Below are 23,394 nucleotides of genomic sequence, written 5' to 3' on the forward strand. Positions count from 1 at the left end.
GAGCGGTTCCGGAGTGGGACTGAACGGGTCGGAGCGGGTCTCCGAGCCGGTCGGGTCCCGCTCCGGCGGGAGTCTCAGTCGCCGCCGGCCGCGTGCTTGGCCGCGTACCGGCGGGCCTTGGTCCGGTTGCCGCAGACCCGCATGGAGCACCAGCGGCGGCTGCGGTTCTTGGAGACGTCCCAGAACACCCAGGCGCAGGCGTGCTCGGCACAGCGCTTGAGACGGGCGACCTCGCCGGTGGCGAGCAGTTCGCTCCACGCGATGGCGACGGCCGCCAACGCCTGCTTGGCGGGCGGGAGTCCGGGGTCGGGGATCAGGGACGGGCCCGCTCCTCGCCGTACGGTGGCGAGGAGCGGCAGCTCGCGCAGGGCCTCCTCGGCCGCCGCCACGCGACGCGCGTCGGGGGAGTCCCCCGCGTGTACGCCCAGTTCCTCGCGGATTCCGTCGCGCAGCCGCAGCGCCAGATCGTGGTCGGCGGGAGAGATCCGGCCGCCGGGCGGCAGGAGCCCCCGCTCGCTCAGCCAGGCGGCGAGCTGCGCGGGCTCGGTCACGTCGTCGGTGCCCAGTTCGACATCGACGGTGTTGGCGAACGCTTCGACCAGCTGGGCCGAAGGCGGTGCTTCGAGCACGGGTCACCTCCTGGTCCTGGTCAGTCTACCCCTCATGTAACCGGCTAAGCGCTTGACTGGTTCGCGCCGGTGGTGTCAGGCTGCGTGCGGATAACCGGTCAAGCGTTTAGAGGGTTAGGGGATGCTCCATGGGTGCTCAGGCTCCATCGGCCGCCGAGGACGCGGCGCCGCCCGCACCGCCCATGCTGCCCGTGCCGCCCACATCGGTTGCGCCGCCCGTGTCTCCCGTGCCGCCCACATCGGTTGCGCCGCCCGTGTCCTCCGCGCCGCCCACATCGCTTGCGCCGCCCGTGTCCTCCGTGCTGCCCGCATCGCTCGCACCGCTTGCGCCGCCCGTGTCTCCCGCGGCGGATGCGCACGGCACCCGCAACACCCGCGTCCTGCTCGCCCTCACCGCGTTCACCAACCTCGCGGACGGGATCATCAAGATCGCGCTTCCGGTGCTGGCCACCCGGATCACCAGCTCGCCCGGCCCGGTCGCCCTGATCGCCCTCACCCTCACGCTGCCGTGGCTGCTCGTCTCCCTCCCGGTCGGGCTGCTGGTGGACCGCGTCGACCGCCGGCGGCTGCTCTGGCTGGCCAACGGGGTGCGGCTCCTGGCGGTCGGCTGGCTGTTCCGGACCGTCGCCGCCGGGCAGGTCACCCTCACGTCCCTGGCGGTCGTCGGCGCGGCGCTCGGCATCGCCGAAGTCGTCGCGCAGACCGCCGAGTCGGCCCTGATCCCCACCCTGGTCCCGCGTGCCGCACGCGAACGCGCCAACGCGTGGATCACCGGAGTCGAGACCGCCGCCAACGAGTTCTGCGGACCCATGGTCGGCGGTCTGCTCCTGGCCGCCGGGACGGGGGTCGCGCTCGGCGCGACCTGGGCCGGGTACCTCGCGGCCGTACTGCTGCTGTTCCTGCTCGTCGGCCGGTTCCGCGCCGAGCGGCCCGCCGCCGCGCCGCAGAAGGGTGCGGGCGGGGCGGGCGGCCGGCTCACCGAAGGGCTGCGCTACCTGTGGCGGCACCGGCTGCTGCGCACCATGAGCCTGATCCTCACGGTCCTGTGCGCGAGCTGGGGCGCCTGGCTGGCCCTGATGCCGCTGATCGCCAAGGAGTTGATGGGGCTCTCCACCCAGGAGTACGGCATCGTCCTCAGCGCCCTCGGCGTCGGCGGGCTGGTCGGCACCCTGGCCGTGGTCCGGGTCAACCGGCTGCTCGGCCGCCGGTGGGCGATGTTCGCGGACCTGCTCGGTACGTTGGCGATGATGGCGGTCCCCGTCCTCACGGCGAACCTCTGGGCCGTCGCCGTCGCGGCCTTCCTCGGCGGCATGGGCGGCACCCTCTGGACGGTCAACGCCCGCCTCATCTCCCAGAACCTGGTCCCGGACGCCCTGATGGGCCGCTACTCCAGCGCCGCCCGCCTGCTCACCTGGGGCGGCATGCCGGTGGGCGCGGCCCTGATCGGCGTACTGGCCGAATGGTTCGGGATACGGGCGGCGTTCCTCGTCTTCGCGGCTGCCATCGCCCTCACGATCCCGCCGTTCCTGCGGATCGTGACCACGGGCGAACTGCGCAGGGCGCTCTGAGCGGGAAGCCCGCCCGTCCGGTGAGCCTCAAGGTCCACTGCCTCGACGGCTCACGGCCTCACCGGCTCAGCGGTTCAGCGGCTCAGCAGATCGACGGCTCACGGGCTGACCGGTCGCCCGACGGCCATGCGCTCGGCCGGTGCGCCCCCGCGGGCGTTCCACAGGGCGAAGGTCGACAGCGAGAAGAGCAGCAGATTGCCGATGCTCAGCTGTGCCCCCTGGATCGCGGTTCCCACCGGACCGGGCATCGACGCGGCGACAAGGGCCCCCACGGGGATGCAGGTCAGCGGGTTCACGGCACACATCCACCGGGGGAAGGCGGTGGCGCCCCGGAGTACGCACACGGACATCCAGACGGAACCCAGCACCCAGCAGGTCAGCAGCACCGCGTAGGGAAGGATCAGGACGTCCGCCATGTCGCCCGGCAGCGCGTCCAGGGCGGCGGACCGTACGCCGGAGGCGTCGACCACCTTGGCCGCCTGGCCCCAGTAGAAGAAGGAGCCGTGCGCGAAGGGGGCGAGGGCGAAGCCCGCGGTCAGCAGCAGGAACGGTGGCAGGGAGAGCGACCGCCGAGCCGGCCGGAGCCCCTGGTACAGGTGCCCGCACGCGACCAGATAGAGCGGACCGGTCAGCACGCCGAGCAGCGCTCCCCACGCCAGCCGCGTCGTGGACGCCGACATCATCGCCGCCAGTGAGTCGGCGGCCGTTCCGTCGTAGCCGGTCAGGAGGGGATGGTCTCCGGGCGATGCCACGGGCTTGCCCAGGAGCAGGATGTCCCCGATGAGCCAGGCGATCGAGGCCACAATGCCGGCGATCCCGGCGAGCCGTATCTGCCCCGTCCCGTTCCCACGTGTCCGCACGTCGGTAACCCCTCCATCGCGATGATCATGGTGAGGTTAGCCTAACCTAACTAAACCTGTCGCTGAAGAGTGCCGCGGCGGCGTTCGGGCTGACGATGCCGCCCCGACGTGTGACCCGGATCACGCCCCGGGGAAAACCTGCGGCCCCGGCAGGGCGTCTAGCAGGTGTGAAACGGCTTGGGGCGGCACCGCCGCAGGAACTGGACGAGGAGCGTCTCCTCCGACGCGTGGCCCGGGGTGACCGGGCCGCCTTCGAGGAGCTGTACCGGCGCACGTCGCCATGGCTGGCGGTGCGGCTGCGCCGCCGCTGCGCCGACCCGCAGATCGTCGCCGAGGTCATGCAGGAGACGTATCTGGCGGTGTGGCGGGCGGCGGGTTCCTTCGCCGGGAGCCGCACCGGCGGAACGGCCGTCGGCTGGCTGTGGACGATCGCGGCCCGCCGTCTCGTCGACGCGTTCCGGCGCAGGGCCCACCACGCGGAGCCGCCGCCCGCCGCCGCTCCGCACCCCGTGGCGCCCCCGGCCGAGGAAGAGGCGCTGGTGGGCACCGTCGGCGGTGATGTCGGGGACGCGCTGCGGCGGCTCGCGCCGGAGCTCAGAGACGTACTACAGGCCATGGTGCTCGACGGACTGTCCGTCCGGGAGACCGCCGTTCTGCTCGGAGTGCCCGAGGGAACGGTCAAGACCCGCGCCCGACGGGCCCGGATCATGATGCGGGAGGCGCTGGCATGAACGTGGAACACGCGTCGGCACGGCTCATCGACGGGTACGCGCGCGGCGACACGGACCTCGTCGCGGACGAGGTATGGGCCCTGGAGGCCCATCTGGAAGGGTGCCGGGTCTGTCGTGACCGGCTGTCGGCGGCCGTCACTGTCGAGGCCCCCGCACTGGTGGCGCTGACCGACGCCGTCTGGTCCGACCTCGAACACCAACTGGCCGCGGCCGTCCCGGCACCGTCGCGCCGGCGCCGTACGAGGCTGTCGGCGTGGACGACGCCCGCCATGACGCCGTGGCTGGCCATGGTCCTGGCCGTGACGGCGCTCGCGCTCCTGCTGGACCTGGTGGGACCCGGCTCCGGCCAGGTGTCGCTGGTGCTGCTGCTCGCCCCTCTCCTGCCCGTGTGCGGTGTGGCCGCCTCGTGGTCGCGGGGCCTGGACCCGGCGTACGAGCTGACGGCCTCCACGCCGAGAGCCGGGCTGCAACTGGTGCTGCGGCGCACCGCCTCCGTGCTCGCCGTGGTGATCCCCGCGCTGCTGGCGGGGGGATGGGCGACGGGGGTGACGGCCGCACAGTGGCTGCTGCCCTGCCTGGCCTTCACCTCGATGACCCTCGCGCTCGGCGGTGTGATCGGCGTGACCCGCGCCGCCGTCGCCATGGTGGCCGCGTGGGCCGTGGTGGTGGCGGCGCCGACCCTGGCCACCAGTCGTACGGCCGCCGCGTTCCAGGAGGGCGGACTGCCGGTGTGGGCGCTGATCCTCGCGCTCGGCGTCGCCGTCGTGATCGCCCGCAGGGGCGCGTACACCGTGCTGGGAGCGAACCGTTGAACCCGCCTCTCGGAAATCCGGGAGAACCCCAACAGGACCAACAGAACCAACAGAACCAACAGAACCAACAGAGTCGGCCGAACCAGCCGAATCAGCAGAGCCAACAGAGTCAGCCGAACCAACAGAACAGGAAGCGCACGATGCCCGCAGTGAGCAGGGCCGACATCGCGCCCACGGCCTACGCCTGGGAGATCCGGGCGACCGGACTGAAGGTCAAGGTCGGCAGGAACCGGATGGCCGTCGACGGGCTCGACCTGTCGTTGGGCACCGGAGTACACGGACTTCTCGGCCCCAACGGGGCGGGCAAGACCACCCTCATCCGCGCGCTGGCCACCGTGCTGCGCCCCGCCGGGGGTGAGCTGGAGCTGCTCGGGGAGTCCGCGGGCGGGCTGGGCGAGCACCGGGCGCTGCGCCGCCGGATCGGCTACCTGCCGCAGGACTTCGGCTACTACAAGCGCTTCACCGTGCGCGAGTTCGTCGAGTACATGGCGTGGCTCAAGGAGGTGCCCAAGGAGGACATCCCCGGGGCGACGCAGCGCGCCGTGGAGCGGGTCGGTCTGGCCGACCGCGCCGACGACCGGATGAAGGCCCTGTCGGGCGGGATGGTGCGACGGGCCGGCATCGCGCAGGCCATCGTCAACGACCCGTCGATCCTGCTCCTCGACGAGCCGACCGTCGGCCTGGATCCGGCGCAGCGGCTGCGCTTCCGCGATCTGCTCCAGGAGTTGGGGACCGACGCGTGTGTGGTCGTCTCCACCCATCTGGTGGAGGACGTGGCCGCCGCCTGCACCGATGTGGTGCTCTTCGCCGAGGGGCGGCTGGTCTTCCAGGGCACCCCGGACGAGCTGGCCGCGGCGGGCGGCCCGGAACACGTGGGCGACAGCCCGCTGGAGCGCGGCTACTCGGCTCTGCTGGCCGACCCCGCACAGACGAAGGGCGCCTGGTGAACCTCCGTATTCTGCGCATCGAACTGCGGCGGTCCGTCGCCCCGTGGGCCGGCGCCGTCATCCTGGTGGCCGCGCTCGCGTTCCTCCTCCTCATCCCCGGAGCGTGGTCGAAGGGCTCCGTCCTGTGGACCGCCCAGTGGACCTCCATGGCCCTGTGGATCCGGTACCTGCTGTTCTTCCTCTGGCCGATCGCCATCGGGCTCGGGGCGCTCCAGGGGCTGCGCGACCACCGCTCGAAGATGCCCGAACTGCTGACCAGCACCCCACGGCCCGCGCGGCACCGCGCGGCGACCCTGGCGGGCACGACGGCCTTCGCGCTGTTCGCGGCCTTCGCTCTCCTCGTCGTCGTGGGCGCGGTGCAGGTCCTCGCGGGCGACGCCGCGTACACCCACGTCGGCTGGCTGCCCATCGTGCTGGTGGGGGCGCTCGCACTGGCCGCCGGGGCGGTCCTCGGCATGGGGGTCGCGCGGGCCCTGCCCTCCGTCCTCACCCCGCCCGCACTGGCCGTGGCCGCCCTGGTGTTCAACAACTTCTTCCGGCAGATGCAGACTTCGGACGCCCCGCAGCCGACCGCCGGGTTCCTGCCGAACGACCTGTCGCTGCTGTCACCGGCGACGGCCGACGTCCGCGAAACGCTCCTCACGCTCTCCTCCTCCGTGCACGTCGGGCAGACGCTCTGGCTGCTCGGCATGGCCGCGACGGGTCTGGCCCTGCTGGCCGCCACCCGCCCGCGCACCCGGCTTCTGGCCCTCACCCCCCTGGTGGCGGGCGGGGCGCTCGCCCTGCTCCTGCTGCCGACCACCGCCCGCGACACATACGTCGTCGACCGGGCCGCGGCGAAGCAGGTGTGCGACGGCCCGGTGTGCGTGACGACGCTCCGGCAGGCGAGGCTCGACGCCCTGGCGGGTCCTGGAAAGGAGGCGCTTCGGCTGATGCGCGGTGCCCTGGGCGACCGGGCCCCCGTCGCCATCCGCGAGACCGCCGTTCCGAGGGCGATCGCCGGCGTGCCCGAACGCCCGCGCGACTCCGTGCTCCTCGACTTCGACGACCGGACGATCGGCGAGGCCGAGGGCGAGCGCCCGGTCACCCGGGCCCTGGTCGCCCAGGGCATGGTCCCGCTGTGCAGCCCCCGCAGCGTGACCGAGAGCGGTACGCAGGAGGAGGCCGCCGCGCAGAGCATCGCGACCGCGTGGGTCCTCGGGGAGGACCTCCGGCCGCTCGCCGGGACCATGTATCCCGCGAAGGACCAGAACGACCTGGCCCGCCCGGTGTGGAAGAAGTTCGTCGCACTGCCGAAGGCGGAGCAGCAGCGGCGGATCGGCGCCATGCACGCCGCCGCGGTCTCCTGTTCGTCGAAGGACGCGCTGACCGTGCTGAACGGTGGTGCGCTCCGGTGAGATGGCTGACGCTGTACGCGCGTTCGCGGCAGCTGCCCGCCTCGTTCGCGGGGGTGGTGATCGGCGCGCTGGTGGTGTGGGCACTCGCCGGGATCGGCGGCGGCACGCTGGGGGACCCGCGGCTGTCCATGCTCATCCTCGCCGCCGGGGCCATGGCGGTCTCGGTCGGACTCGGCGGGCAGGACGGGGCGTTGGACCGCACGGCCGCGATCCGCTGGATGCCCCGCAGGGCGGCGCACGTGCTGCTCTGCGGCGTGCTGATCGGCGCGGTGCTGCTGGCGGTGCAGACGATGAGCGGTCAGTCGGGCTCCGCCGCCTTCGTCGTGCGCAACAGCGCGGGGCTGGTCGGACTCGTCGCCATGGGGGCGGCCTGGTGCGGGGCGCAGTACGCGTGGATCCTGCCGTTCGCGTGGCTGTCGGTCTCCCTCGTCGTCCCGCCCTCGTCGGGCGTGGGCAGGCAGGTGCTGACCTGGATGATGCTGCCGCCCGGCACGGCGACCGCCACCTGGACGGCCCTCGTCCTGGTCGTCGCCGGTACGGCGGTCTACGCGGTCGGGGGCCCCAGGCGTTAGCTGCGGCGGGGACCGGTTCCAGGAGGCGGGGGCCCGCCCCCCCGGTCGTTGTGCGCACGGAACCGTCCGCACCGGGATTCGCGTCGATATGACCGGCCGGAGGACCGATGGGCGGCGACCCGCCCGGGGTCCGGAAAGCGTCTGCCGGTCCTGGCACGATCGGTGGGACCGGCGGACTGAACGCGAAGGTGGGAACCATGCTTCAGGTGGCACTGATCGTCGTCCTGGCCCTCGCCGTCGGCGGGTGCGTGTGTGTGGTCTGGGCGGGGCGCGGTGGGCCCCGCTGGGTCCACGCCGTGGCGGCCGTGACGCTGGCCGCGGGGACGGTGGTGGGCGGCGCGAGGCGAAGGAACCGGCGCCCGAACAGGTGGCCCCTCGGCGGCAATAGCGGCACCAGCGGGGAGGGCTGAGCGTGAGCGGTGACGCCCGTGAACGGTGTCGCCGAACATGCCGATACAGGCCACGCGAAATGCGCGTGGCCTGTATCGATGAGCCGGGCAGCGATTAATTCAACCCCGCGATGAATTCAGGTCCGTTCGGTAAGGGGATTGAATCCGCGAAGACCCGTGAGTCGGCGCGGCCTTTCGCGGGACACCGGCCCGCTCGTCAGCTAAAGGATTTCGATGTCCTTGACCAGCGGGGGGTGGTTCGGGAAAGTGATGTCGGTCCACCGGTTGATGCGCACCGAGTCGCCGTTGGCGTCGTAGTAGATGAGGTCGTTGTTGCCCGTCGAAATACGGTCGACCCACCAGCTGCCGAAGCCGGTCCGGCCCTTGTTGGCGTAGCAGTCCACGCTGGACCTGCCGTCCAGGTGCGACCAGATCTTCAGGAAGTTCTCCCCGCCACGGCACTCGACGTGGTCGATGGCGAAGGCGTTGCCCGTGGGCATGGCCATCGTGACCCCGACGGTGGCGGCGAACGCCACGGCTGCGGAACGGGCGAACCTCTTCGTCTTTGAGATCACAAGTTCTCCTTCATTCGATAATCGAACGGGGAGGCGACGGGTGCGGCCGAACAAATGAAGACGCGTCGAAAAAATATCTGCCCGCCTTCGTCCGGGCCTTCCGTCGTCTCGTCTCTCGTGCTTGCTCTACGAAGATCCTGTAAGGCAGGTGTGTATGGCAATCATTCGCGGCTCCCTGGGCCGGAATGCACCCCTAAATGTCTAGATCGAGAGCGCCTGGGGGAGTTAACACGTTTCAATCCGGTGGCTGCCGCGGGCCCTTCCCGGTTTCGCGGCGGCCCGGTCGGATAGGGCTTCCGAAACGGATCGGATTGCCGGTACGAGTGGGTGGAGCAGGGGGCCGGGGCCGGATGCGGCGGGCTTTGTGCGCGACGGCGGCGCGCCCTGGTGCCGGGGGGAGCCGGATGCGCGAGCCGGCCGACGCCTACGCGGGATGCGGTGAGCGTCGGGTGCCGGGGCCCGCCCCGTCCCGGCGCGGTGCGCCCGCTCCGGCGAAGTGCGGCAGAACCATCTCGACCAGCGCGTCGACATCGGCCTCGCCCATCGGCTCGCCGGTCATGCCCATCCGGTGGAGCAGGACGCCGACCACGACATCGATGAAGAACAGGACCCGGTGCTCCGGCTCGCCGAGCGCGTCCTGGAGTGCGATGCGGTACGGGTCCTGCAACCGCGAGGACAGGATCTCGCGCAGGGCCGGATCGCTGACGGCGTCACTGAACACACCGGCGAACGCGTCACCCACCCCGGGTTCGCCGATCTTCGCCGCTATCCAGCGGATCGTCGAGGACATCAGCTCGGTCCGCCCGGCACCCTCCAGTGGTGCCGGGCCGAAGGCGTCCAGGAGGCAGTCCACGATCAGTACGCCCTTCGACGGCCAGCGCCGGTAGACCGTCGACTTCGCGACGCCGGCCGTGGCCGCGATGCGCTCGACGGTGGCGCGTGCGTAGCCGAGCTCCCGCACCGTGCTCAGGGTCGCGGCGAACACCGCGGCGTGGACGCCGGAGCGCGGGCGGCCGGGTGACCTGGCGGATGTGGGCGATGGCATAGCCACACGGTACCTCGTTTCGCTACCTTGGGTATCGATACCTGAAGTCGCGTAACTCTCGACGAGGAGAAGACATGAGCGAGGTCACTGCCGAGGGGCGTCCGCCGCAGCCGGACTGGTCGGCGCTCACGACCGAGGATCTGGTCGCCTACCGCGACGCGGAGAACCGCTTCCGGGCGTCCGGCGCGGCGCGGGCGATCACCGGGGAGCCGGACCCCGGCGCCACGATCCAGTGGCAGGAGGTGGCGCTGCCCGGCCGCGAACTCCCGGTCCGCGTGTACCGGCCGACCGCCGGGCGCGACGACGAAGGCGCCGGCCGGACGGATCTGCCCCTGGTGATCCACGTACACGGAGGGGGGTTCGTGGGTACGGCGGTGCAGAGCGACTGGAACAACAGCTGGCTCGCCGCCCACCTGCCCGCACTCGTCGTCTCGGTCGAGCACCGCCTCATCGACCCGGAAACCCCGCTGTCGGCGGCTGTCGACGACGGCTGGGACGTGCTCCGGCACGTGGTGCGGCATGCCGAGGAGTGGGGCATCGACCCGGCGCGGACCGCCGTCCTCGGCGAGAGCTGCGGCGCGTTGATCAGCGCCCTGGCGGCGATCCGGGCCAGGGAGGCCGGCCTGCGTCTCAGGGCGCAGGTGCTCGTCAACCCGGCTGTCGATATGACCGGGACGATGTTCGACCACGACTCGTTCACCGAGCACGCCCGAACCCCGACCCTCAGCCTGCCGCTGCTGCACGTGTTCCGGCGGCTCGCCGTTCCGCCGGGAACCGACCCCCGCGCCTTCTCACCGCTGCACGCCGACCGCCTCGACGGGCTGGCCCCGGCGCTCCTGGTGGTGCCCACCCACGACCCGTTGGCCGATCACGGCCGCCGCTACGCCGAACGCCTGCGAGCGGCGGGGACGCCCGCGCAGCTCGCCGAGTACCCCGGAGCGGGGCACGGGTTCCTCGCCACGCCGGGCCTGGCACCGCAGGCCGGGACCGCGCGGGCGGACATCCTCGCGTTCCTCCGGACCGCCCTCGCCGCATGACGAGAAAGGAAAGCGCTCCGATGACGAGGACGACGGTGGGGCGCATCGGGATCATCGGGGTGGGCGAGATCGGCCGGGCCGTCGTGAGTGGCCTGTGCGACGGCGTCGGCACCCCGCCGGAGGTGTTCCTCTCCCCGCGGGGAGAGCGCACGGCCGCGGAGCTGAGCGCACGCTACGAGGGAGTACAGGTCTGCGCCGACAACCAGGAGGTGGTGGACCGCTCGGAGGCGGTGATCATCGCCGTACGCGCCCAGGACCTGTACGAAGCACTGGCCGGCCTGAGGGTGGACGACGACAGGACGGTGATCAACGTGATGTCCGGGGTCGCCAACGACGACCTGCGCCAAGTGCTCTACACCGAGGCGGCGTTGGTACGGGCGATCCCGCTGCCCTCCGTACGCGAACGCCGCTGCGTCACGGTGACGTTTCCGTCCCATCCGGTGGCGGACGCGCTCTTCGAGCAGCTGGGCGGGACACAGCCGGTCGCGGATGAGGCGGCCTTCGACGTCTTCTCCGCGCTGACGGGGACGCTGACCACCCACTACGCGTATCTCGCCACGCTCAAGTCGTGGGCCGTCGGCCACGGCATCGCCGCCGACACCGCCGACCGCTACCTCCGCGGACTCTTCCAGGGTGCCGGCCGCGCCCTGGAGGACGAGACCCGCTCCCTGCACCGACTCGCCGCCGACCACGAGACCCCGAACGGAAGCAATGAACGCATCCGCACCACCTGGTTCGGCCCGGCCAACTCCGAAGCCCTCGGCAAGGCCCTCGATGACCTCCTCGCCCACCTGAGGCAGCCCGGGGCAGAGGGCCCCTCCTGAGGCCGCCCGTGCCCCGGACTGCCTCAGGTGGGCGCTAATTTCGTTGAGCCCGCGCCCTGCGATCGTGTTGGCTGGCGGCACCGAACTGTCAGTACCGCTGGTGTCCCCTTGGCCGTAGCAGGGAGTTAGACGTGCAGGACATTGATGTCGACCCGGTTGCCCACAATCGAGCAGCCTGGGACAAGTGCGTCCAGGAGGGCAACGAGTGGTCGGTGCCGGTGAGTGCTGAGGATGTCGAGCGCGCCCGCGGGGGCGACTGGTCGATCGTTCTCGTCGGGCATGAGCCGGTCGACCGCTCCTGGCTGCCGACCGACCTGACCGGCACGGACGTGTTGTGCCTGGCCTCCGGCGGTGGCCAGCAGGGTCCGGTTCTCGCCGCCGCGGGGGCGCGGGTCACCGTATTCGACAACTCACCACGCCAGCTCGGCCAGGACCGGCTGGTGGCGGAGCGCGACGGACTGGACCTGCGCACCGTCCTGGGCGACATGCGCGACCTCAGCGCCTTCGGCGACGGAGCCTTCGACGTCGTGTTCCACCCGGTCTCCAACCTGTTCGTACCCGACTTGGCAGCGGTGTGGCGTGAGTGCTTCCGCGTCCTGCGACCGGGCGGAACTCTGCTCGCGGGCTTCCTCAACCCTGACGCGTACTTGTTCGACCACGAGGCGCTCGACGAGCGCGGCGAGCTGAACGTCGTGCACAAGCTGCCCTACAGCGATGTCACGCACTACTCCGCCGAGGAACGCGCCACGAAGTTCGGCGCGGACGCCCCTCTTGAGTACAGCCACACCCTCACCGACCAGATCGGCGGGCAACTCGCCGCGGGGTTCGTCCTCACCGGCTTCGCGGAGGCGCCGCACCACTCCAACGCATCCGCTTCCTACATGTCGAGCTACTTCGCGACGCTGGCGGTCAAGCCGGGCTGACCCAGCCGTGGGCAGGCATCGCGGTTCGGGGGCCGCACCGTCCGTCGACCGGGGGTCAGGGGAGTTCGGCGAGGGTGACTCCGCGTAGTTCGCGGAGGAGGAGGAAGGCGAGCATGCCGGGGTAGCGGGGTTTGTTGTAGGGGGAGAGTTGTCCGTTTTCGGTGGAGGTCCAGCCGGTGGTGGTGAGGCGGTAGAGGGTGCCGGAGACCCCGTAGGGGTGGGGTTTGCGGACGCGTAGGAGGACGTGTTCGCCGCGTCGGAGGAAGGGGCACTGGCGGGCGGAGATGCGGGCGTGTTCGGTGCAGAGCGGGGGCATGGTGGTGAGTGATTTCTCGGGCCAGGTGGGGGGTGAGTCCTCGCGCCGCCAGTCGATGAAGAGCCAGCCTTCTTTGTTGCGGTCGGCGGGCTGGGCGCAGATCTGGCACAGCAGGTTTTCCATGCAGGTGCGTTGGCGGGTGGAGTGCAGGGAGTCGTACTGGACGTGGCCGGGGTCGGGGGATTCCTCGATGCGGACCCAGAGGTTGCCGTGCCTGTCGCGGTCCTGGGGGCGTGTGTCCCGGTAGGCGAGGCGGGGTCCGTTCGGGGTGAACTCGACGGTCAGGGCGGATTCCGGCATGCCTCTGTCGGTGCTGCGTGAGGCGACGTACGGGGTCAGGAGAGGCATGGGTTCCTCCTTGTGGGGGTGGTGCCGCCCGGCTGCCGCCGTCCCCATGACAGGGGGCAGCCGGGCGGGGCTTGGGGGTTAGTGGGCTGCCGGGTGTGTGCCGGGGGTGCGGGGCGTTGCGATGGGCGGGGTGGGTTTCGCGTAGGGGCAGCCGGGTTTGGTGCCGGTGCAGAGGTTGCAGTGGGGGCAGTCCTGGATTCGGGTCTCGGGGTTGTTTTCCATGGGGTGTGCTCCGTGCCTTGTGGGGTGGTGCCCGTCCTGGCCGCCCGTGGGGGAGCCACTGCGGTCGCGGCCAGGACGGGGGTCTGTGGGGTGTTACGGCCGTGCGGGTCGGGCGGGTCGGCCGGTGAGGGTGATGTGGAGGCCGACGGCGGGGTCGGTGACGGTGAGCAGGGTGCCGGGGCCGGTTTCCAGCTGGTGCAGTGCGTCGGTCTGGCGTTGGTTGTCGGTGGCCCAGGCGCGGAGGTTTTCGGGGGCGTCGGAGCTGTGGAAGGTGACCGGCCGGACGTCGTTCTTCGCCTGGGTCCATGGGGTGGTGTCGGGGGCTATGAGGTGTCCGTGGCCGTCCGCGAGGCGGAGTGCCTGTCTGCGGAGCCATCGCAGGGCGAGGCGGCGGTTGGGTGCGGTGATCCGGCCGATCGGGACCGCGCGTCTCGTCCCGGCGCTCACGGTGACTTCGGCGACGTAGTCCGTGCCGGTCGTGGTGGTGGCGTGTTCGTCGTGGCGGGGGCCGGGGGCGGGGCGGACCAGGCGTCGGAGGAGGTCGGCGGCTGCTTCGACCGCGTGCAGCCGGGCGGTGCGTTCCGCGTCGTGCCGGGCGAGCGCGGCGTCCAGCCCGGCGAGGAACAGGGCCCGGTAGACGGGGTCCGACTCGATACGCTGCAACTCGGCGAACAGGGGTTGTGGCCGGGGTGGTTGCGGGGCGAGTGCCCGGATGATCCGGGGGAGGTACCGGCGCAGGAGGATTCCGGCGGCTCCGAGGGTGAGGGCGAGCCGGACCGTCAGGAACCCCGTCGTCATGACGGTGCTCCGTGCTCGGCCGTCTCGTGGCGCCGGCGTGAGGCCCGGCAGGCGGCCTGTTTGGTGGCGTCGCGCTCGGCTCCGGCCACGGCCTCGGCGTGGTCGATCTCCTGGCAGCCCCGGCACGGCTCCGGCGCGGGCAGGCCGTCGTGGACGACCGGCCGTACGAGGGTGTCGGGGGCGGGTGCGTGGGGGGTACGTCCGTTCGGAGAACCGTTTTTCGTAGACACGATCGTTCCTCTCCGTGGTCATTTCGCTACCAGGTGAGATGAGCGTGACCTAAAGTCTGGCTGTCTTCAACGTTCCTTAAGGGGAGGGCACATTGGTAAACCGCAAGGAGTTAAACCCCGAAGCGAGCCCGCAAGCCGCCTTCGGGGCACGTGTCCGCAAGTCGCGTGAGGCTCGCGGCTGGACGCAAGACGAGCTTGCCGCGCTGGTCGGCTACTCGGGCAGGCACATCTCAGCAATCGAAACGGGACGCAAACCTCCAACTCTCCGTTTCTCGCGGAGCCTGGATACCGTGCTGGGGCTCGCTGGAACGGCAGAGGCGTTCGAGCGCACATGGGGAGAACTACGGAACGGCAGCCTGTTGGAAGGCTTCCCGGAGTACGTGGCGTATGAGGGACGAGCCGCAGAAGTCAGGTTGTTCGAAGTCGGCATCGTGCCCGGCCTGCTCCAGACCCCGGAGTATGCGACGATCCTGGCTGCAAGCGCGGTGGCGCGTGGGGCGATCACGCCCGAGCAGGCTGACGAGCGGGTGGCGTTGGTTGCCGAGAGGCAAGCCGCACTTGTGCGCATGCCGCTGCCGCTGGTGGTCGTCGTGCTGGACGAAAGCTGCATTCGCCGGTCGATCGGCGAAACTGCGGCCATGGATGCGCAGTTGGAGCGGCTGGTCGAGTTCGCTCGGCAGCCGAACACCATGCTTCAGGTTGCCCCGTTCGATCTGGCGCACCGGCCGTTCGATCTGCCGATAACGGTGTTGACGATGCCGGACCGCTCGCTGATGTCGTACGCAGAGTCTTCGCAGCGGGGGCATCTCGAACGGGAAAGTACTTCGGTCTTGCCCATGCTGACGGCCTACCATCAACTACAAGCAGAATCGCCCTCCCAGGCGACATCCGTGGCCATGATCGAGCAGTTACGAAAGGGCTCTCCGTGACGACCGAATCCCCCCGTTGGTTCACGTCCTCCTACAGCAACAATGGCGGCCAGTGCGTCGAGGTCGCCGCCAACCTCGCCGCCTCCCGCGGCGTGGTCCCCGTACGTGACTCCAAGGATCTGAGCGGTCCCACCCTGGACCTTCGTGCCGATGCGTTCGCTTCCTTCGTGGCGGGCGTCAAGGCCGGAGAGTTCGGCACCGTCTGAACACCCGGTTCCTCACCGAGCCGGACAGCCCCGTCGTGCTCCGCATGGTGGGGCTTCGTGCTGTCCCGGCCCGACACCGTCACGTGCCGCAATCGCCCGGCCCCGACGCGCTTTTGGGATGTAGCGTCGGATCATGAAACCGCCGACCGACACCGCCACCGATCAGGCACCGGCCGATCCGGCCGCCACGGACGACATGCTGGCCACGCAGCCCGTCGGGTACTGGAGCGGCCTCGCTCATGGGGTCGTCACCCGGCATCTGCGTGATGCGATGGCCAGGATCGACGTGACGCAGCCGCAGTACTGGGTGTTGAACCGTCTGAACGGCGGTTCCTCGGCGCCGAGTCGTGAGGAGGTCGTCGTCCAGCTGACGCCCCTCGCGGACGGGCCGCACGAGGTGGGGCGGGTCGTCGACCAGCTGGTCCACCGTGGCTGGCTGCGGTTCGACGCCGGGCACCGCCTGCACCTCACCGAGGCCGGGGAGGCCGCCAGGGTGCGGCTGCGCGAGCTGGTGACCGAGGTGCGCGCCGTGGTCCACGAGGGCATCAGCGACGAGGAGTACGTGGCGGCGCTCAAGGTCCTGCGCAGGATGGTGGCCAACGTCGGGGAAGCCGGGAGCTCCTGACGAACGGACCGTGGCGGGAGGGGCGTTCAGTCGCCGAGAGCCAGTCGGATACCGAATGCGGCGATGACGGTGCCGGTGATCCGGTCGAGCAGGCGGCGGGCCTGGGGCCTGCGGAGCCAGCCGTGCAGCACCTGGGCGAAACCGATGAGGACGGCCGACCAGATCAGGCCGATGAGGATGTGCACCGTGGTGAGCAGGAGTCCCATGGTGAAGTGGTTCGCGCCGACGGGGATGAACTGGGGCAGGACGGCGACGTAGAAGGCACCCATCTTCGGGTTGAGGAGGTTGGTGAGTGTGCCCTGCCGCCAGCCGCCGCTTGTCGAGTCCGTACCGGCGAGCAGTCCGGAGTCGTTCGTGTCCGAGGCCGGTCGTTTTTGGAGGGTGTCCCGGAGCATGCGGACACCCATCCAGACCAGGTAGGCGGCGCCGACCCAGCGCAACGCCGTGTAGGCGAGGTGGGAGGCCGTGAGGAGTGCGGTCACTCCGAGGGAGGTGAACGCACCCCAGAGGAGGGTGCCGGTCTGGATTCCGAGGACGACGCCCCATGCTCTTCTGCGGCGGCCGAGGGCCGAGGTGCGCAGGATCAGAGCGGTGTCGAGACCGGGAGTCAGAGTGAGAAGCCCTACAACCAGGGCGAAGGACCACAGCGCAGTACTCATTGCCATGGAATGCCAGGCTACCTCCACCCGATCCGCTGTTCCGCTCCTCCATCCCACTTAGTGACCTAATGCACGTACATCAGGTGCTGCCCATCGGGTTCGGGCGGGTCACCTGGACGGGAAAGCGCCTCACTTCCGCCCGTGTGGGCGGCCTACTGTCGGAGGCATGCCGAAGCCGCTGTCCCGGGCGTCGGCCGCTGCCATGATCAGTCGGCCAGGAAAGGGCACTCCGTGACGACCGAATCCCCCCGCTGGTTCACGTCCTCGTACAGCAACAACGGCGGCAACTGCGTCGAGGTCGCTGCCGACCTCGTCGCCTCGCGCGGCGTGGTCCCCGTGCGTGACTCCAAGGATCTGACCGGCCCCACCCTGAGCCTTCGCGCTGATGCGTTCGTCGGCTTCGTGGCGGGCGTCAAGGCCGGAGCGTTCGGCACCGTCTGAGCAACCGGCCAACCGGCCGGCGTATACCTCTCGAAGAGGGCCCCACCGTGCGCCGCACGGTGGGGCTTCGCGCTGCCTGGGTGCGTGCGGGCGGGAGCGCTTCTGCCGTGGTGCGTCAGGGAGTTCCGCCCCCGCCGCCGGTGGGTGCGGGGCGGGTCACGCCGCCATGGCCCGCTCGCCGCCCTCGGCGTCCTCCGCGCAGGCGACGGCCAGGCCGTCCAGCGACAGGCCCAGCGCGTGGGCCAGGGCCGCCACGGTGAAGAAGGCCGGGGTCGGGGCCCGGCCGGTCTCGATCTTGCGGAGGGTTTCCGCGGACACTCCGGCCGCCGCTGCCACGTCCACCATGCTGCGGTCACCGCGGGCCTCGCGGAGCAGGGCCCCGAACCGCTGCCCACGTCGACGCTCCTGCGGGCTCAAAGGAACTCTCACCATGTCCGTGATACTAATACCGGTATAAGTATTGGGTAGCGGCGCATCGCAAGGAGTCAGGAACATGGTGGAGATCAAGACCGACACGGCAATGGACGCGATGCGGGAGGCGGGACGCGTCGTGGCCCACGCACTGGCGGCCGGTCGCGCGGCGGCAGCCGTGGGAGTCCGCCTGAGCGAGCTCGACGAAGCCGCCCGCACCGTTCTCGACAAGGCCGGAGCGCGCTCTCCGTTCCTCGGATACCGACCGTCCTTCGCCCCCACCCCCTTCCCCGCGGTGCTGTGCGTGTCCGTGAACGACGCCGTCGCGCACGGCATCCCCGGCGACTACCGCCTGCGCGACGGCGACCTGGTCGGCCTCGACTGCGGAGCCGAACTCGACGGCTGGACCGGGGACGCCGCGATCAGCTTCATCGTCGGCACCCCTCGCCCCGCCGACCTCGAACTCATCGCCGCCACCCAGCGGGCCCTGGACGCGGGCATCGCCGCCGCCACCACCGGCCACCGGATCGGAGACATCTCCCATGCCATCGGCGCGGTCGCCCGCAAGGCCGGCTGCGGCATGCCCTCCGACTTCGGCGGCCACGGCATCGGCCGCACGATGCACGAAGATCCCCACGTCCCCAACCACGGACGGCCCGGCCGCGGTTTCCCCCTGCGCCACGGCCTCACGCTCGCCATCGAGCCCATGCTCATGGCCGGAGGGCACAACGACTACTACACCGACCCCGACGGATGGACCCTGCGCACGATCGACGGCAGCCGGGCCGCCCACATCGAACACACCATCGCCGTCACCGAGGACGGCCCCCGCATCCTGACCCTGCCCTGACCACGGATCCGCTCACATCCGGCGGCCGGGCACGGCACCGCCGTACGCGGGTTGACCGACCTCAGGAGCAACCGCGGACCGGAGTCGGTGCGGCCCGAGAAGCTCCTCAGGCCGCCGTCAGCGCCGCCAGGGCGCGGTCCATCGCGGCGTTGAACTCCTCCGGCGTCAGCGGCAGCCGGGACTTGACGTCCCGGCTCCACCGGTCGGCGAGGACCTCGGCGGAACCCGCCTCGACACCGTCGAGCGCCGCGTCGGCCAGGTCCGACGGTGCGATCTTGTCCACGGGCCAGCCCGCGGCCATGTCGGTGTCGGCCAGGCCGAGGTGCACCGCCGTCACGAGCGTGCCCTGCTCGGCGAGTTCCAGGCGGACGCCGTTGGTCATGGCCCAGGCCGCGGCCTTGGTCAGGTGGTAGGCGTTGGCGCCCTTGCCCCCGAACCACGACATGGCGGAGAGCACGTTGACGATCGCGCCCCCGCCGTTCCCGGCGAGCGTCGGCGCGAACTCCCGGACCATTCCCAGGTGGCCGAACACGTTGGTCTCCAGCTCGTGCCGCACCGCGTCCAGCGAACCGGTGACCAGGTCGGTCCCCGTCTGGATCCCCGCGTTGTTGATGAGCAGCGAGACGTCCGGGGCGGCCTCGGCGGCGGCCCGCACGGCCGCGGGATCGGCGATGTCGAGGGGCAGCACCACGACCCCGGGCAGGTCCACGGTCTCCGGCCGGCGGGCCGTCGCGTAGACCTTGCGGGCGCCCCGTTCGAGCAGGCGCTGGGCGAAGGCGCGGCCCAGGCCGCGGTTGGCTCCGGTGACAAGGGCGACTGAGTTGTTGATGTCCATGCCCGGTACGCTAAAACCTGACGTTGACGTCAGGGGCAAGCGTCGGTCATCAGGGCCGGGGTGAGAGGAGTCACCATGACCGTCACAGAGGCCGCGGCCGGGCGGCTGATCCGCATCGGCGAGGTGGCGCGCGGTGCCGGCGTCTCGGTACGCGCCGTGCGCTACTACGAGCAGCAGGGGTTGCTCATCGCGGAGCGCAGCCCTTCCGGCCAGCGCCTCTACCGACAGGACGCCATCGCCCGGGTCCAATTCTTCCAGCAGATGTACGCCGCCGGCCTGACCAGCCGAAGGATCACGGAACTCCTTCCGTGCTGGGACTCCGGGCACACCGATGCCGAGCAACGAGCCATGCTGCGCGCCGAGCGCGACCGGATCCAGGCCAAGGCCGACGACCTCCAGGCCGCCCTGGACCGCCTCGACGAGGTCATCGCGGTCACGGACACGCACCCGTAGGCACGGTCGGCCGGACGCCGCTCCGGCGATCTGCGGGTGGCGTGCTAGGCGTTGCCCGGTGCGGCCGACCCGGCGGCAGCCTGCTCGATCTTCGCGCAGTGGGCCGCACGGGCTTCCTCGTCGATCGGCTGCTCGTGTTCGGGGCGCAGCCCGGTCCGGCCGTCGAGGCCCTCACGCAGGACATCGGCCTGCCCGGCATGCCGGATGGTCTCGCCGAGGACATGGACCACGATGGCGAACAGGTTCGTGTCGGCGTGCGGCTCCGGCCACCACGGGACGTGGCCGGGGGCGTCGAGGGCAAGCTCGTTGATCGTCGCGTCCGAGTGTTCCCACGTGCGCCGGTAGAACCCGATGATCCGATCGCGGGTCTCGTCCTCGGTCGCCCACAGATCGCTGCCGTCGGAGTCCTGCCACCGGGGCAGCGATTCCGGGGAAGGGCGGTCGAAGACCTCGCCGAAGTACCTGGCCTCGATGTTGGCCATGTGTTTGACGAGGCCGAGGAGGTTGGTCCCGGTCGCTGTCAAAGGCCGGCGGGCGTCGTATGCGGACAAGCCGTCGAGTTTCCAGAGCAGCGCCTCGCGGTCCCGCCGCAGTCTTCCGTGCAGGTTGTCCTTCGCGAATTCATCGATCATGCGGCATGAGCCTGCCATGGGCTGTTCGTGGTCTCAAGATCCCTTACGTGGTCCGCAGGGCCTCGCCTGTTACGCGTCCTCAGCCGTCACCCCGATCGGTGTCCGGACCGAAGGAGCGCGGTGACGAGGACGAGGGGTGCGAAGGCGTCTGTGGTGGCGAGGGTGACGGCGTAGCCCTTTCGTCGGCATACAGCCTCAAGCCTGACGTAAGGGGAGGGCCAATTCCCGCTCTCTGGGCATCGGCGCGCGGCCTTGCCCACCTCAAGTCCTGGAGGGCCTTCCGTCCCGCCCGCCACAACCACATGACGTCAATTGCCAAGTACTCACCCCGGAGTGGCACCGCTGAAGAATCAACCTCACTGTTGGCGGCAAAGGAAGTCCATGACTGTCCGTACCGCTGTGGCAGTGGCATTGGGCGACGGTACAATGCAGATCCGAAACTGTGCCGACGGCTATTGTCGGTGAATGTGATGGTGCGGTACAGGCAAATACCGGCACCGGTCCACGGCATGACAATGGTTACGCGAGGGGTGCATCTGTGGATTTCGCCATAGCTATTTCCATCATTATTTCCGTCATTATTGTCGCAGGCAGCATCGCCTATATTGTGTATCTTTTTTTCCGCGACCAAAAGATCTGGTCGCAGGGACGGGATATTCGGGTCCTGGTGGAGGATGTTCGCCATGTGGGTACCAACGACAGCGGATCCGTCACCATAGATTACCGGCTCTCATGGAATGAGGGCGGCGTGGTCAGGCATGTGGAAGGCAGGGATACCATTCTGGCCATCCGCTCATCGGCGGTGCAGAAAGGCTGCGAGGTCGATATCAGGTATGTGGACGACGACCACCTTTTGTTTGTCTTTGATAAGTAGAGAGCGCAAGGGTTTCACGATTCCCGCCGCGCCGTAGGCCAGCAGGAAGACGGTGATCAACCCCTCCGGGCGGGGTCCCGCGGCCGGTCCCGCTTGCCCGCTCGCCCGCGCGGCTGCGAAATCACGCGACACCGCGTCCGAGTTGTGGGAGCCTCACCCGCGATGACACAACGAACCGATACGCCCCCCACGTGGGACGAACGTACGCAGCTGGCCACCTTTCTGGATTACGCCCGTGACACGGCGCGAACCAAGTGTGAGGGCGTGTCCGAGGAGGATGCCCGCAGGGCGCCGCTCCCGAATTCACCGTTGATGACGATGTGCGGGCTGATCAGCCATCTGCGATGGGTCGAACATCACTGGATCCAGGTGATGTTCCTCGGTGAGGAACCCGAGGGGCCGCTCACTGCGGCGACCGACGACGACCCCGACCCCGAGATGCGGACGGCGGTCGACGTCCCCCTGCCTCGGCTTCTCGCCGAGTACGAGGAACAGAGCGCCCGCTACCGCCGCCTGGTGGCCGATCGCGACCTGGACTCGACGGCCGAGCGCCCTATCGGCGACGGCCGCCATGTGGACCTGCGCTGGGTGGTCCTCCACCTCATCGAGGAGATTTCCCGCCACAACGGTCACCTCGATGTGGTGCGTGAACTCGTGGACGGGCAGACCGGCGTCTAGATCATCGCGTCACCGCCGCTCGGTGAGCCGGGTGATGGTGACCGTTGCCGCAATCGTTCGCCGATTCCCCGACGGTCAGGCGTCGGCGGCCTCCGCGATGAGGAAGTCCAGGAAGCGGTCGGCCAGTGGTTCGCCCAGGAGGGGTTCCAGGAACAGGAACTGGCCCTGGGGGTTGACCTCCAGCCATACCGGTTCGCCGTCCGGCATCAGCTTGATGTCGATGATCCCCATACGCAGGTCGAGCCGACGCAGGACCGCCGTGACCCGGCGGGCGAGCGGTTCCGGAACCTCCCACTTGGTGATGGGAACGTTCAGATCGGGGCGCCAGTCGAGCCGGTCCGTTTCGATGAGGGCCGCGCACATGTCTTCGCCGAAGCAGTTGAGCCGGACATGGCGCCTGCCGGGGACGTACTCCTGGTAGACGGCGGGGCACACCCGGAAGGACTCCTCGGGGATCGAGGACGGGTCGTCGAGGTACTGAGTGAACATCAGCGGCCCGCTCGCCCCCAGCACCGGCTTCACGATGACCCGGCCGGTGCGGCGGACGAACTCGATCACTTCCTGGCGCGACTGCGACACCAGGGTGCGCGGTACGCGGAAGCCTTCCTCCCGTGCGACGGCGAGCTGGTACAGCTTGTCCGCCGCACGGTCGGTCGCCTCCGGGGATGACACCCACCGGCCGGTGAAGGCGGCCGCCAGCATGCCTCCGAGCGCTCCGCGGCAGTCGTTGTTGACCAGCCGCCGCTCGTGGTCGTTCGCCGCGTCCGCGGAGTTCTGCTGGTTCGCCCTCATCCTCCGCCACCACAGCACCGAGACGTCCTCCAGCGGTACCGCGATCCCTTCCGAGGTCAGAACCGTGGCGGGCGAGTCCCGGTGCGAACTCCAACTGAGGCTGGGCCGCCCGCTGATCCGGTCGCATTCAACGACGTGGAACGGGCTGTAGTGGCGGCGGGCCGCGGCCTCACGGATGGCGAGTGTGTGCAGATCATCCTCGATCGATACCGTGAGGATCATTATTCGGGACAGTCCACGCAGCAGTCATCGGTGCAGCCGCACGAGCAGGACTCGGACGCCGAGCCCGCCATGTAGCTGGCATCGATCCTGAGGCCCGTCGTGGCCCGAACCCCTTCTTCCCACGCCCGCAACTCCTCCGGGGTCTGTAGGTAGATATAGGACTCGGGCTGGACACGCAGGACGACCGGGGGCGCTGCGGCCGCAGCCGCGGAAGAGAACTTCGTCAGTCCCTTGCGTTCCTGTTCAACCGGATCTCCGAGCTTGAAGGAGGTCATGATGACCATCTCCGCTGTGCGTCGATTTGGTTAACACTCCTCTCACCATCACACCACCGTGGGCCCGTCTCCGCATCTTGAACTAGGCGCGGTTTCAACTTCCTTGGACGTACGGACTTCAGTGGGGGAGGCGGGGCGAACCTGGCAGCCGGTGCACCGCGCGGCACCGGATCGTGACCGGCCGCGACCCGGTGTGCCATGTCGTGGGTCGGGGCGTCGCGGTGGAGCGGGTCCCGGTCGGCCACGACGTAAAAGCTTTTCAAGAACCGAGAGGAAAGAACCCTTCCCC

Annotated in this window: 31 protein-coding genes; 18 read left to right on the forward strand and 13 right to left on the reverse strand. The window is 70.1% G+C overall.

Features of this window, described 5'->3' with window-relative positions:
- Nucleotides 1-74: 74 nt before the first annotated feature.
- Nucleotides 75-629, reverse strand: coding sequence for a CGNR zinc finger domain-containing protein (locus OG251_RS24345; protein WP_326679126.1), 555 nt, complete (start codon nt 627-629; stop codon nt 75-77).
- 335 nt (nt 630-964) lie between these two features.
- On the opposite strand from OG251_RS24345, the gene OG251_RS24350 reads away from it, so the two are divergent.
- Nucleotides 965-2,197 (forward strand): MFS transporter, encoded by a 1,233-nt coding sequence (locus tag OG251_RS24350; RefSeq protein ID WP_326679128.1) that lies wholly within the window; start codon nt 965-967, stop codon nt 2,195-2,197.
- Nucleotides 2,198-2,295: 98 nt separating this feature from the next.
- On the opposite strand, the gene OG251_RS24355 is transcribed toward OG251_RS24350, so the two are convergent.
- Nucleotides 2,296-3,057, reverse strand: coding sequence for a DUF6796 family protein (locus OG251_RS24355; protein WP_326679129.1), 762 nt, complete (start codon nt 3,055-3,057; stop codon nt 2,296-2,298).
- 227 nt (nt 3,058-3,284) lie between these two features.
- On the opposite strand from OG251_RS24355, the gene OG251_RS24360 reads away from it, so the two are divergent.
- The 6 genes from OG251_RS24360 (at nt 3,285) to OG251_RS24385 (ending at nt 7,926) form a co-directional block, all read left to right on the forward strand.
- The gene (locus tag OG251_RS24360; protein WP_326681395.1) at nt 3,285-3,788 is read left to right on the forward strand and encodes an RNA polymerase sigma factor; all 504 of its coding nucleotides are present in this window, start codon (nt 3,285-3,287) and stop codon (nt 3,786-3,788) included.
- Nucleotides 3,785-4,600 carry a zf-HC2 domain-containing protein gene (locus tag OG251_RS24365; RefSeq protein ID WP_326679130.1) on the forward strand — a complete coding sequence of 272 codons (816 nt, stop codon included), beginning with the start codon at nt 3,785-3,787 and terminating at the stop codon, nt 4,598-4,600. The genes OG251_RS24360 and OG251_RS24365 overlap by 4 nt, the downstream gene beginning before the upstream one ends.
- Nucleotides 4,601-4,740: 140 nt before the next feature.
- On the forward strand, nt 4,741-5,547 hold the full coding sequence (locus OG251_RS24370) for an ABC transporter ATP-binding protein (RefSeq protein ID WP_326679131.1): 807 nt from the start codon (nt 4,741-4,743) through the stop codon (nt 5,545-5,547).
- Nucleotides 5,544-6,944 carry a hypothetical protein gene (locus OG251_RS24375; protein WP_326679133.1) on the forward strand — a complete coding sequence of 467 codons (1,401 nt, stop codon included), beginning with the start codon at nt 5,544-5,546 and terminating at the stop codon, nt 6,942-6,944. Before OG251_RS24370 ends, OG251_RS24375 begins: the two co-directional genes overlap by 4 nt.
- Nucleotides 6,941-7,516 (forward strand): hypothetical protein, encoded by a 576-nt coding sequence (locus tag OG251_RS24380; protein WP_326679134.1) that lies wholly within the window; start codon nt 6,941-6,943, stop codon nt 7,514-7,516. Before OG251_RS24375 ends, OG251_RS24380 begins: the two co-directional genes overlap by 4 nt.
- Nucleotides 7,517-7,713: 197 nt before the next feature.
- Nucleotides 7,714-7,926: a hypothetical protein gene (locus OG251_RS24385; RefSeq protein WP_326679135.1), complete on the forward strand. Its 213-nt coding sequence runs from the start codon at nt 7,714-7,716 to the stop codon at nt 7,924-7,926.
- Between the two features lie 200 nt (nt 7,927-8,126).
- Here OG251_RS24385 and OG251_RS24390 read toward each other — a convergent pair whose 3' ends face one another.
- Nucleotides 8,127-8,480: a beta/gamma crystallin domain-containing protein gene (locus tag OG251_RS24390; RefSeq protein ID WP_326679136.1), complete on the reverse strand. Its 354-nt coding sequence runs from the start codon at nt 8,478-8,480 to the stop codon at nt 8,127-8,129.
- A 424-nt stretch (nt 8,481-8,904) separates the two neighbouring features.
- Nucleotides 8,905-9,525 (reverse strand): TetR/AcrR family transcriptional regulator, encoded by a 621-nt coding sequence (locus OG251_RS24395; RefSeq protein ID WP_326679137.1) that lies wholly within the window; start codon nt 9,523-9,525, stop codon nt 8,905-8,907.
- A 74-nt stretch (nt 9,526-9,599) separates the two neighbouring features.
- Here OG251_RS24395 and OG251_RS24400 point away from each other — a divergent pair, with 74 nt between their 5' ends.
- From OG251_RS24400 to OG251_RS24410, 3 genes are all read left to right on the forward strand, one after another.
- Nucleotides 9,600-10,562 (forward strand): alpha/beta hydrolase, encoded by a 963-nt coding sequence (locus OG251_RS24400; protein ID WP_326679138.1) that lies wholly within the window; start codon nt 9,600-9,602, stop codon nt 10,560-10,562.
- Nucleotides 10,563-10,582: 20 nt separating this feature from the next.
- Nucleotides 10,583-11,386 (forward strand): NAD(P)-binding domain-containing protein, encoded by an 804-nt coding sequence (locus tag OG251_RS24405; protein ID WP_326679139.1) that lies wholly within the window; start codon nt 10,583-10,585, stop codon nt 11,384-11,386.
- 131 nt (nt 11,387-11,517) lie between these two features.
- Nucleotides 11,518-12,309 carry a class I SAM-dependent methyltransferase gene (locus OG251_RS24410; protein WP_326679140.1) on the forward strand — a complete coding sequence of 264 codons (792 nt, stop codon included), beginning with the start codon at nt 11,518-11,520 and terminating at the stop codon, nt 12,307-12,309.
- A 55-nt stretch (nt 12,310-12,364) separates the two neighbouring features.
- Here OG251_RS24410 and OG251_RS24415 read toward each other — a convergent pair whose 3' ends face one another.
- The 3 genes from OG251_RS24415 to OG251_RS24425 form a co-directional block, all read right to left on the reverse strand.
- Nucleotides 12,365-12,973: a hypothetical protein gene (locus OG251_RS24415; RefSeq protein ID WP_326679141.1), complete on the reverse strand. Its 609-nt coding sequence runs from the start codon at nt 12,971-12,973 to the stop codon at nt 12,365-12,367.
- A gap of 315 nt (nt 12,974-13,288) precedes the next feature.
- Nucleotides 13,289-13,993, reverse strand: coding sequence for a hypothetical protein (locus OG251_RS24420; protein ID WP_326679142.1), 705 nt, complete (start codon nt 13,991-13,993; stop codon nt 13,289-13,291).
- Nucleotides 13,990-14,223, reverse strand: coding sequence for a hypothetical protein (locus OG251_RS24425; protein WP_326679143.1), 234 nt, complete (start codon nt 14,221-14,223; stop codon nt 13,990-13,992). The genes OG251_RS24420 and OG251_RS24425 overlap by 4 nt, the downstream gene beginning before the upstream one ends.
- 92 nt (nt 14,224-14,315) lie before the next feature.
- On the opposite strand from OG251_RS24425, the gene OG251_RS24430 reads away from it, so the two are divergent.
- The 3 genes from OG251_RS24430 to OG251_RS24440 all read left to right on the forward strand — a co-directional run bounded on the left by OG251_RS24430 (nt 14,316) and on the right by OG251_RS24440 (nt 15,983).
- A complete protein-coding gene (locus tag OG251_RS24430) occupies nt 14,316-15,152 on the forward strand; it encodes a helix-turn-helix domain-containing protein (protein WP_326679144.1) in 837 nt (278 codons plus the stop codon).
- Nucleotides 15,149-15,358, forward strand: coding sequence for a DUF397 domain-containing protein (locus OG251_RS24435; RefSeq protein WP_326679145.1), 210 nt, complete (start codon nt 15,149-15,151; stop codon nt 15,356-15,358). Before OG251_RS24430 ends, OG251_RS24435 begins: the two co-directional genes overlap by 4 nt.
- Nucleotides 15,359-15,491: 133 nt before the next feature.
- Entirely contained in the window at nt 15,492-15,983 is a 492-nt protein-coding gene (locus OG251_RS24440) for a MarR family winged helix-turn-helix transcriptional regulator (protein ID WP_326679146.1), read from the forward strand.
- A 26-nt stretch (nt 15,984-16,009) separates the two neighbouring features.
- On the opposite strand, the gene OG251_RS24445 is transcribed toward OG251_RS24440, so the two are convergent.
- Nucleotides 16,010-16,648 carry a LysE family translocator gene (locus OG251_RS24445; RefSeq protein ID WP_326679147.1) on the reverse strand — a complete coding sequence of 213 codons (639 nt, stop codon included), beginning with the start codon at nt 16,646-16,648 and terminating at the stop codon, nt 16,010-16,012.
- Between the two features lie 225 nt (nt 16,649-16,873).
- Here OG251_RS24445 and OG251_RS24450 point away from each other — a divergent pair, with 225 nt between their 5' ends.
- Entirely contained in the window at nt 16,874-17,083 is a 210-nt protein-coding gene (locus OG251_RS24450) for a DUF397 domain-containing protein (protein ID WP_326679148.1), read from the forward strand.
- A 156-nt stretch (nt 17,084-17,239) separates the two neighbouring features.
- On the opposite strand, the gene OG251_RS24455 is transcribed toward OG251_RS24450, so the two are convergent.
- Nucleotides 17,240-17,515 (reverse strand): helix-turn-helix domain-containing protein, encoded by a 276-nt coding sequence (locus tag OG251_RS24455; protein WP_326679149.1) that lies wholly within the window; start codon nt 17,513-17,515, stop codon nt 17,240-17,242.
- Nucleotides 17,516-17,576: 61 nt separating this feature from the next.
- On the opposite strand from OG251_RS24455, the gene map reads away from it, so the two are divergent.
- Nucleotides 17,577-18,344 carry a type I methionyl aminopeptidase gene (map, locus tag OG251_RS24460; protein ID WP_326679150.1) on the forward strand — a complete coding sequence of 256 codons (768 nt, stop codon included), beginning with the start codon at nt 17,577-17,579 and terminating at the stop codon, nt 18,342-18,344.
- Between the two features lie 106 nt (nt 18,345-18,450).
- On the opposite strand, the gene OG251_RS24465 is transcribed toward map, so the two are convergent.
- Nucleotides 18,451-19,179, reverse strand: a complete 729-nt coding sequence (locus OG251_RS24465) for an SDR family oxidoreductase (RefSeq protein WP_326679151.1) — start codon at nt 19,177-19,179, stop codon at nt 18,451-18,453.
- A gap of 75 nt (nt 19,180-19,254) precedes the next feature.
- Here OG251_RS24465 and OG251_RS24470 point away from each other — a divergent pair, with 75 nt between their 5' ends.
- Nucleotides 19,255-19,632, forward strand: coding sequence for a MerR family transcriptional regulator (locus tag OG251_RS24470; protein ID WP_326679152.1), 378 nt, complete (start codon nt 19,255-19,257; stop codon nt 19,630-19,632).
- Between the two features lie 44 nt (nt 19,633-19,676).
- Here the strand turns inward: OG251_RS24470 and OG251_RS24475 are convergent, their stop codons facing one another.
- The gene (locus OG251_RS24475; RefSeq protein WP_326679153.1) at nt 19,677-20,264 is read right to left on the reverse strand and encodes a DinB family protein; all 588 of its coding nucleotides are present in this window, start codon (nt 20,262-20,264) and stop codon (nt 19,677-19,679) included.
- Nucleotides 20,265-20,706: 442 nt separating this feature from the next.
- On the opposite strand from OG251_RS24475, the gene OG251_RS24480 reads away from it, so the two are divergent.
- Both OG251_RS24480 and OG251_RS24485 read left to right on the forward strand, forming a co-directional pair.
- Nucleotides 20,707-21,138: a hypothetical protein gene (locus tag OG251_RS24480; RefSeq protein WP_326679154.1), complete on the forward strand. Its 432-nt coding sequence runs from the start codon at nt 20,707-20,709 to the stop codon at nt 21,136-21,138.
- A 162-nt stretch (nt 21,139-21,300) separates the two neighbouring features.
- The gene (locus tag OG251_RS24485; RefSeq protein ID WP_326679155.1) at nt 21,301-21,816 is read left to right on the forward strand and encodes a DinB family protein; all 516 of its coding nucleotides are present in this window, start codon (nt 21,301-21,303) and stop codon (nt 21,814-21,816) included.
- A 75-nt stretch (nt 21,817-21,891) separates the two neighbouring features.
- Here the strand turns inward: OG251_RS24485 and OG251_RS24490 are convergent, their stop codons facing one another.
- Both OG251_RS24490 and OG251_RS24495 read right to left on the reverse strand, forming a co-directional pair.
- Complete coding sequence (locus OG251_RS24490; protein WP_326679156.1) at nt 21,892-22,830, reverse strand: ATP-grasp domain-containing protein; 939 nt, start codon at nt 22,828-22,830, stop codon at nt 21,892-21,894.
- Entirely contained in the window at nt 22,830-23,105 is a 276-nt protein-coding gene (locus OG251_RS24495) for a hypothetical protein (protein ID WP_326679157.1), read from the reverse strand. The genes OG251_RS24490 and OG251_RS24495 overlap by 1 nt, the downstream gene beginning before the upstream one ends.
- Between the last annotated feature and the right edge of the window lie 289 nt (nt 23,106-23,394).

This window comes from Streptomyces sp. NBC_01237 (assembly GCF_035917275.1).
GTDB lineage: Bacteria > Actinomycetota > Actinomycetes > Streptomycetales > Streptomycetaceae > Streptomyces.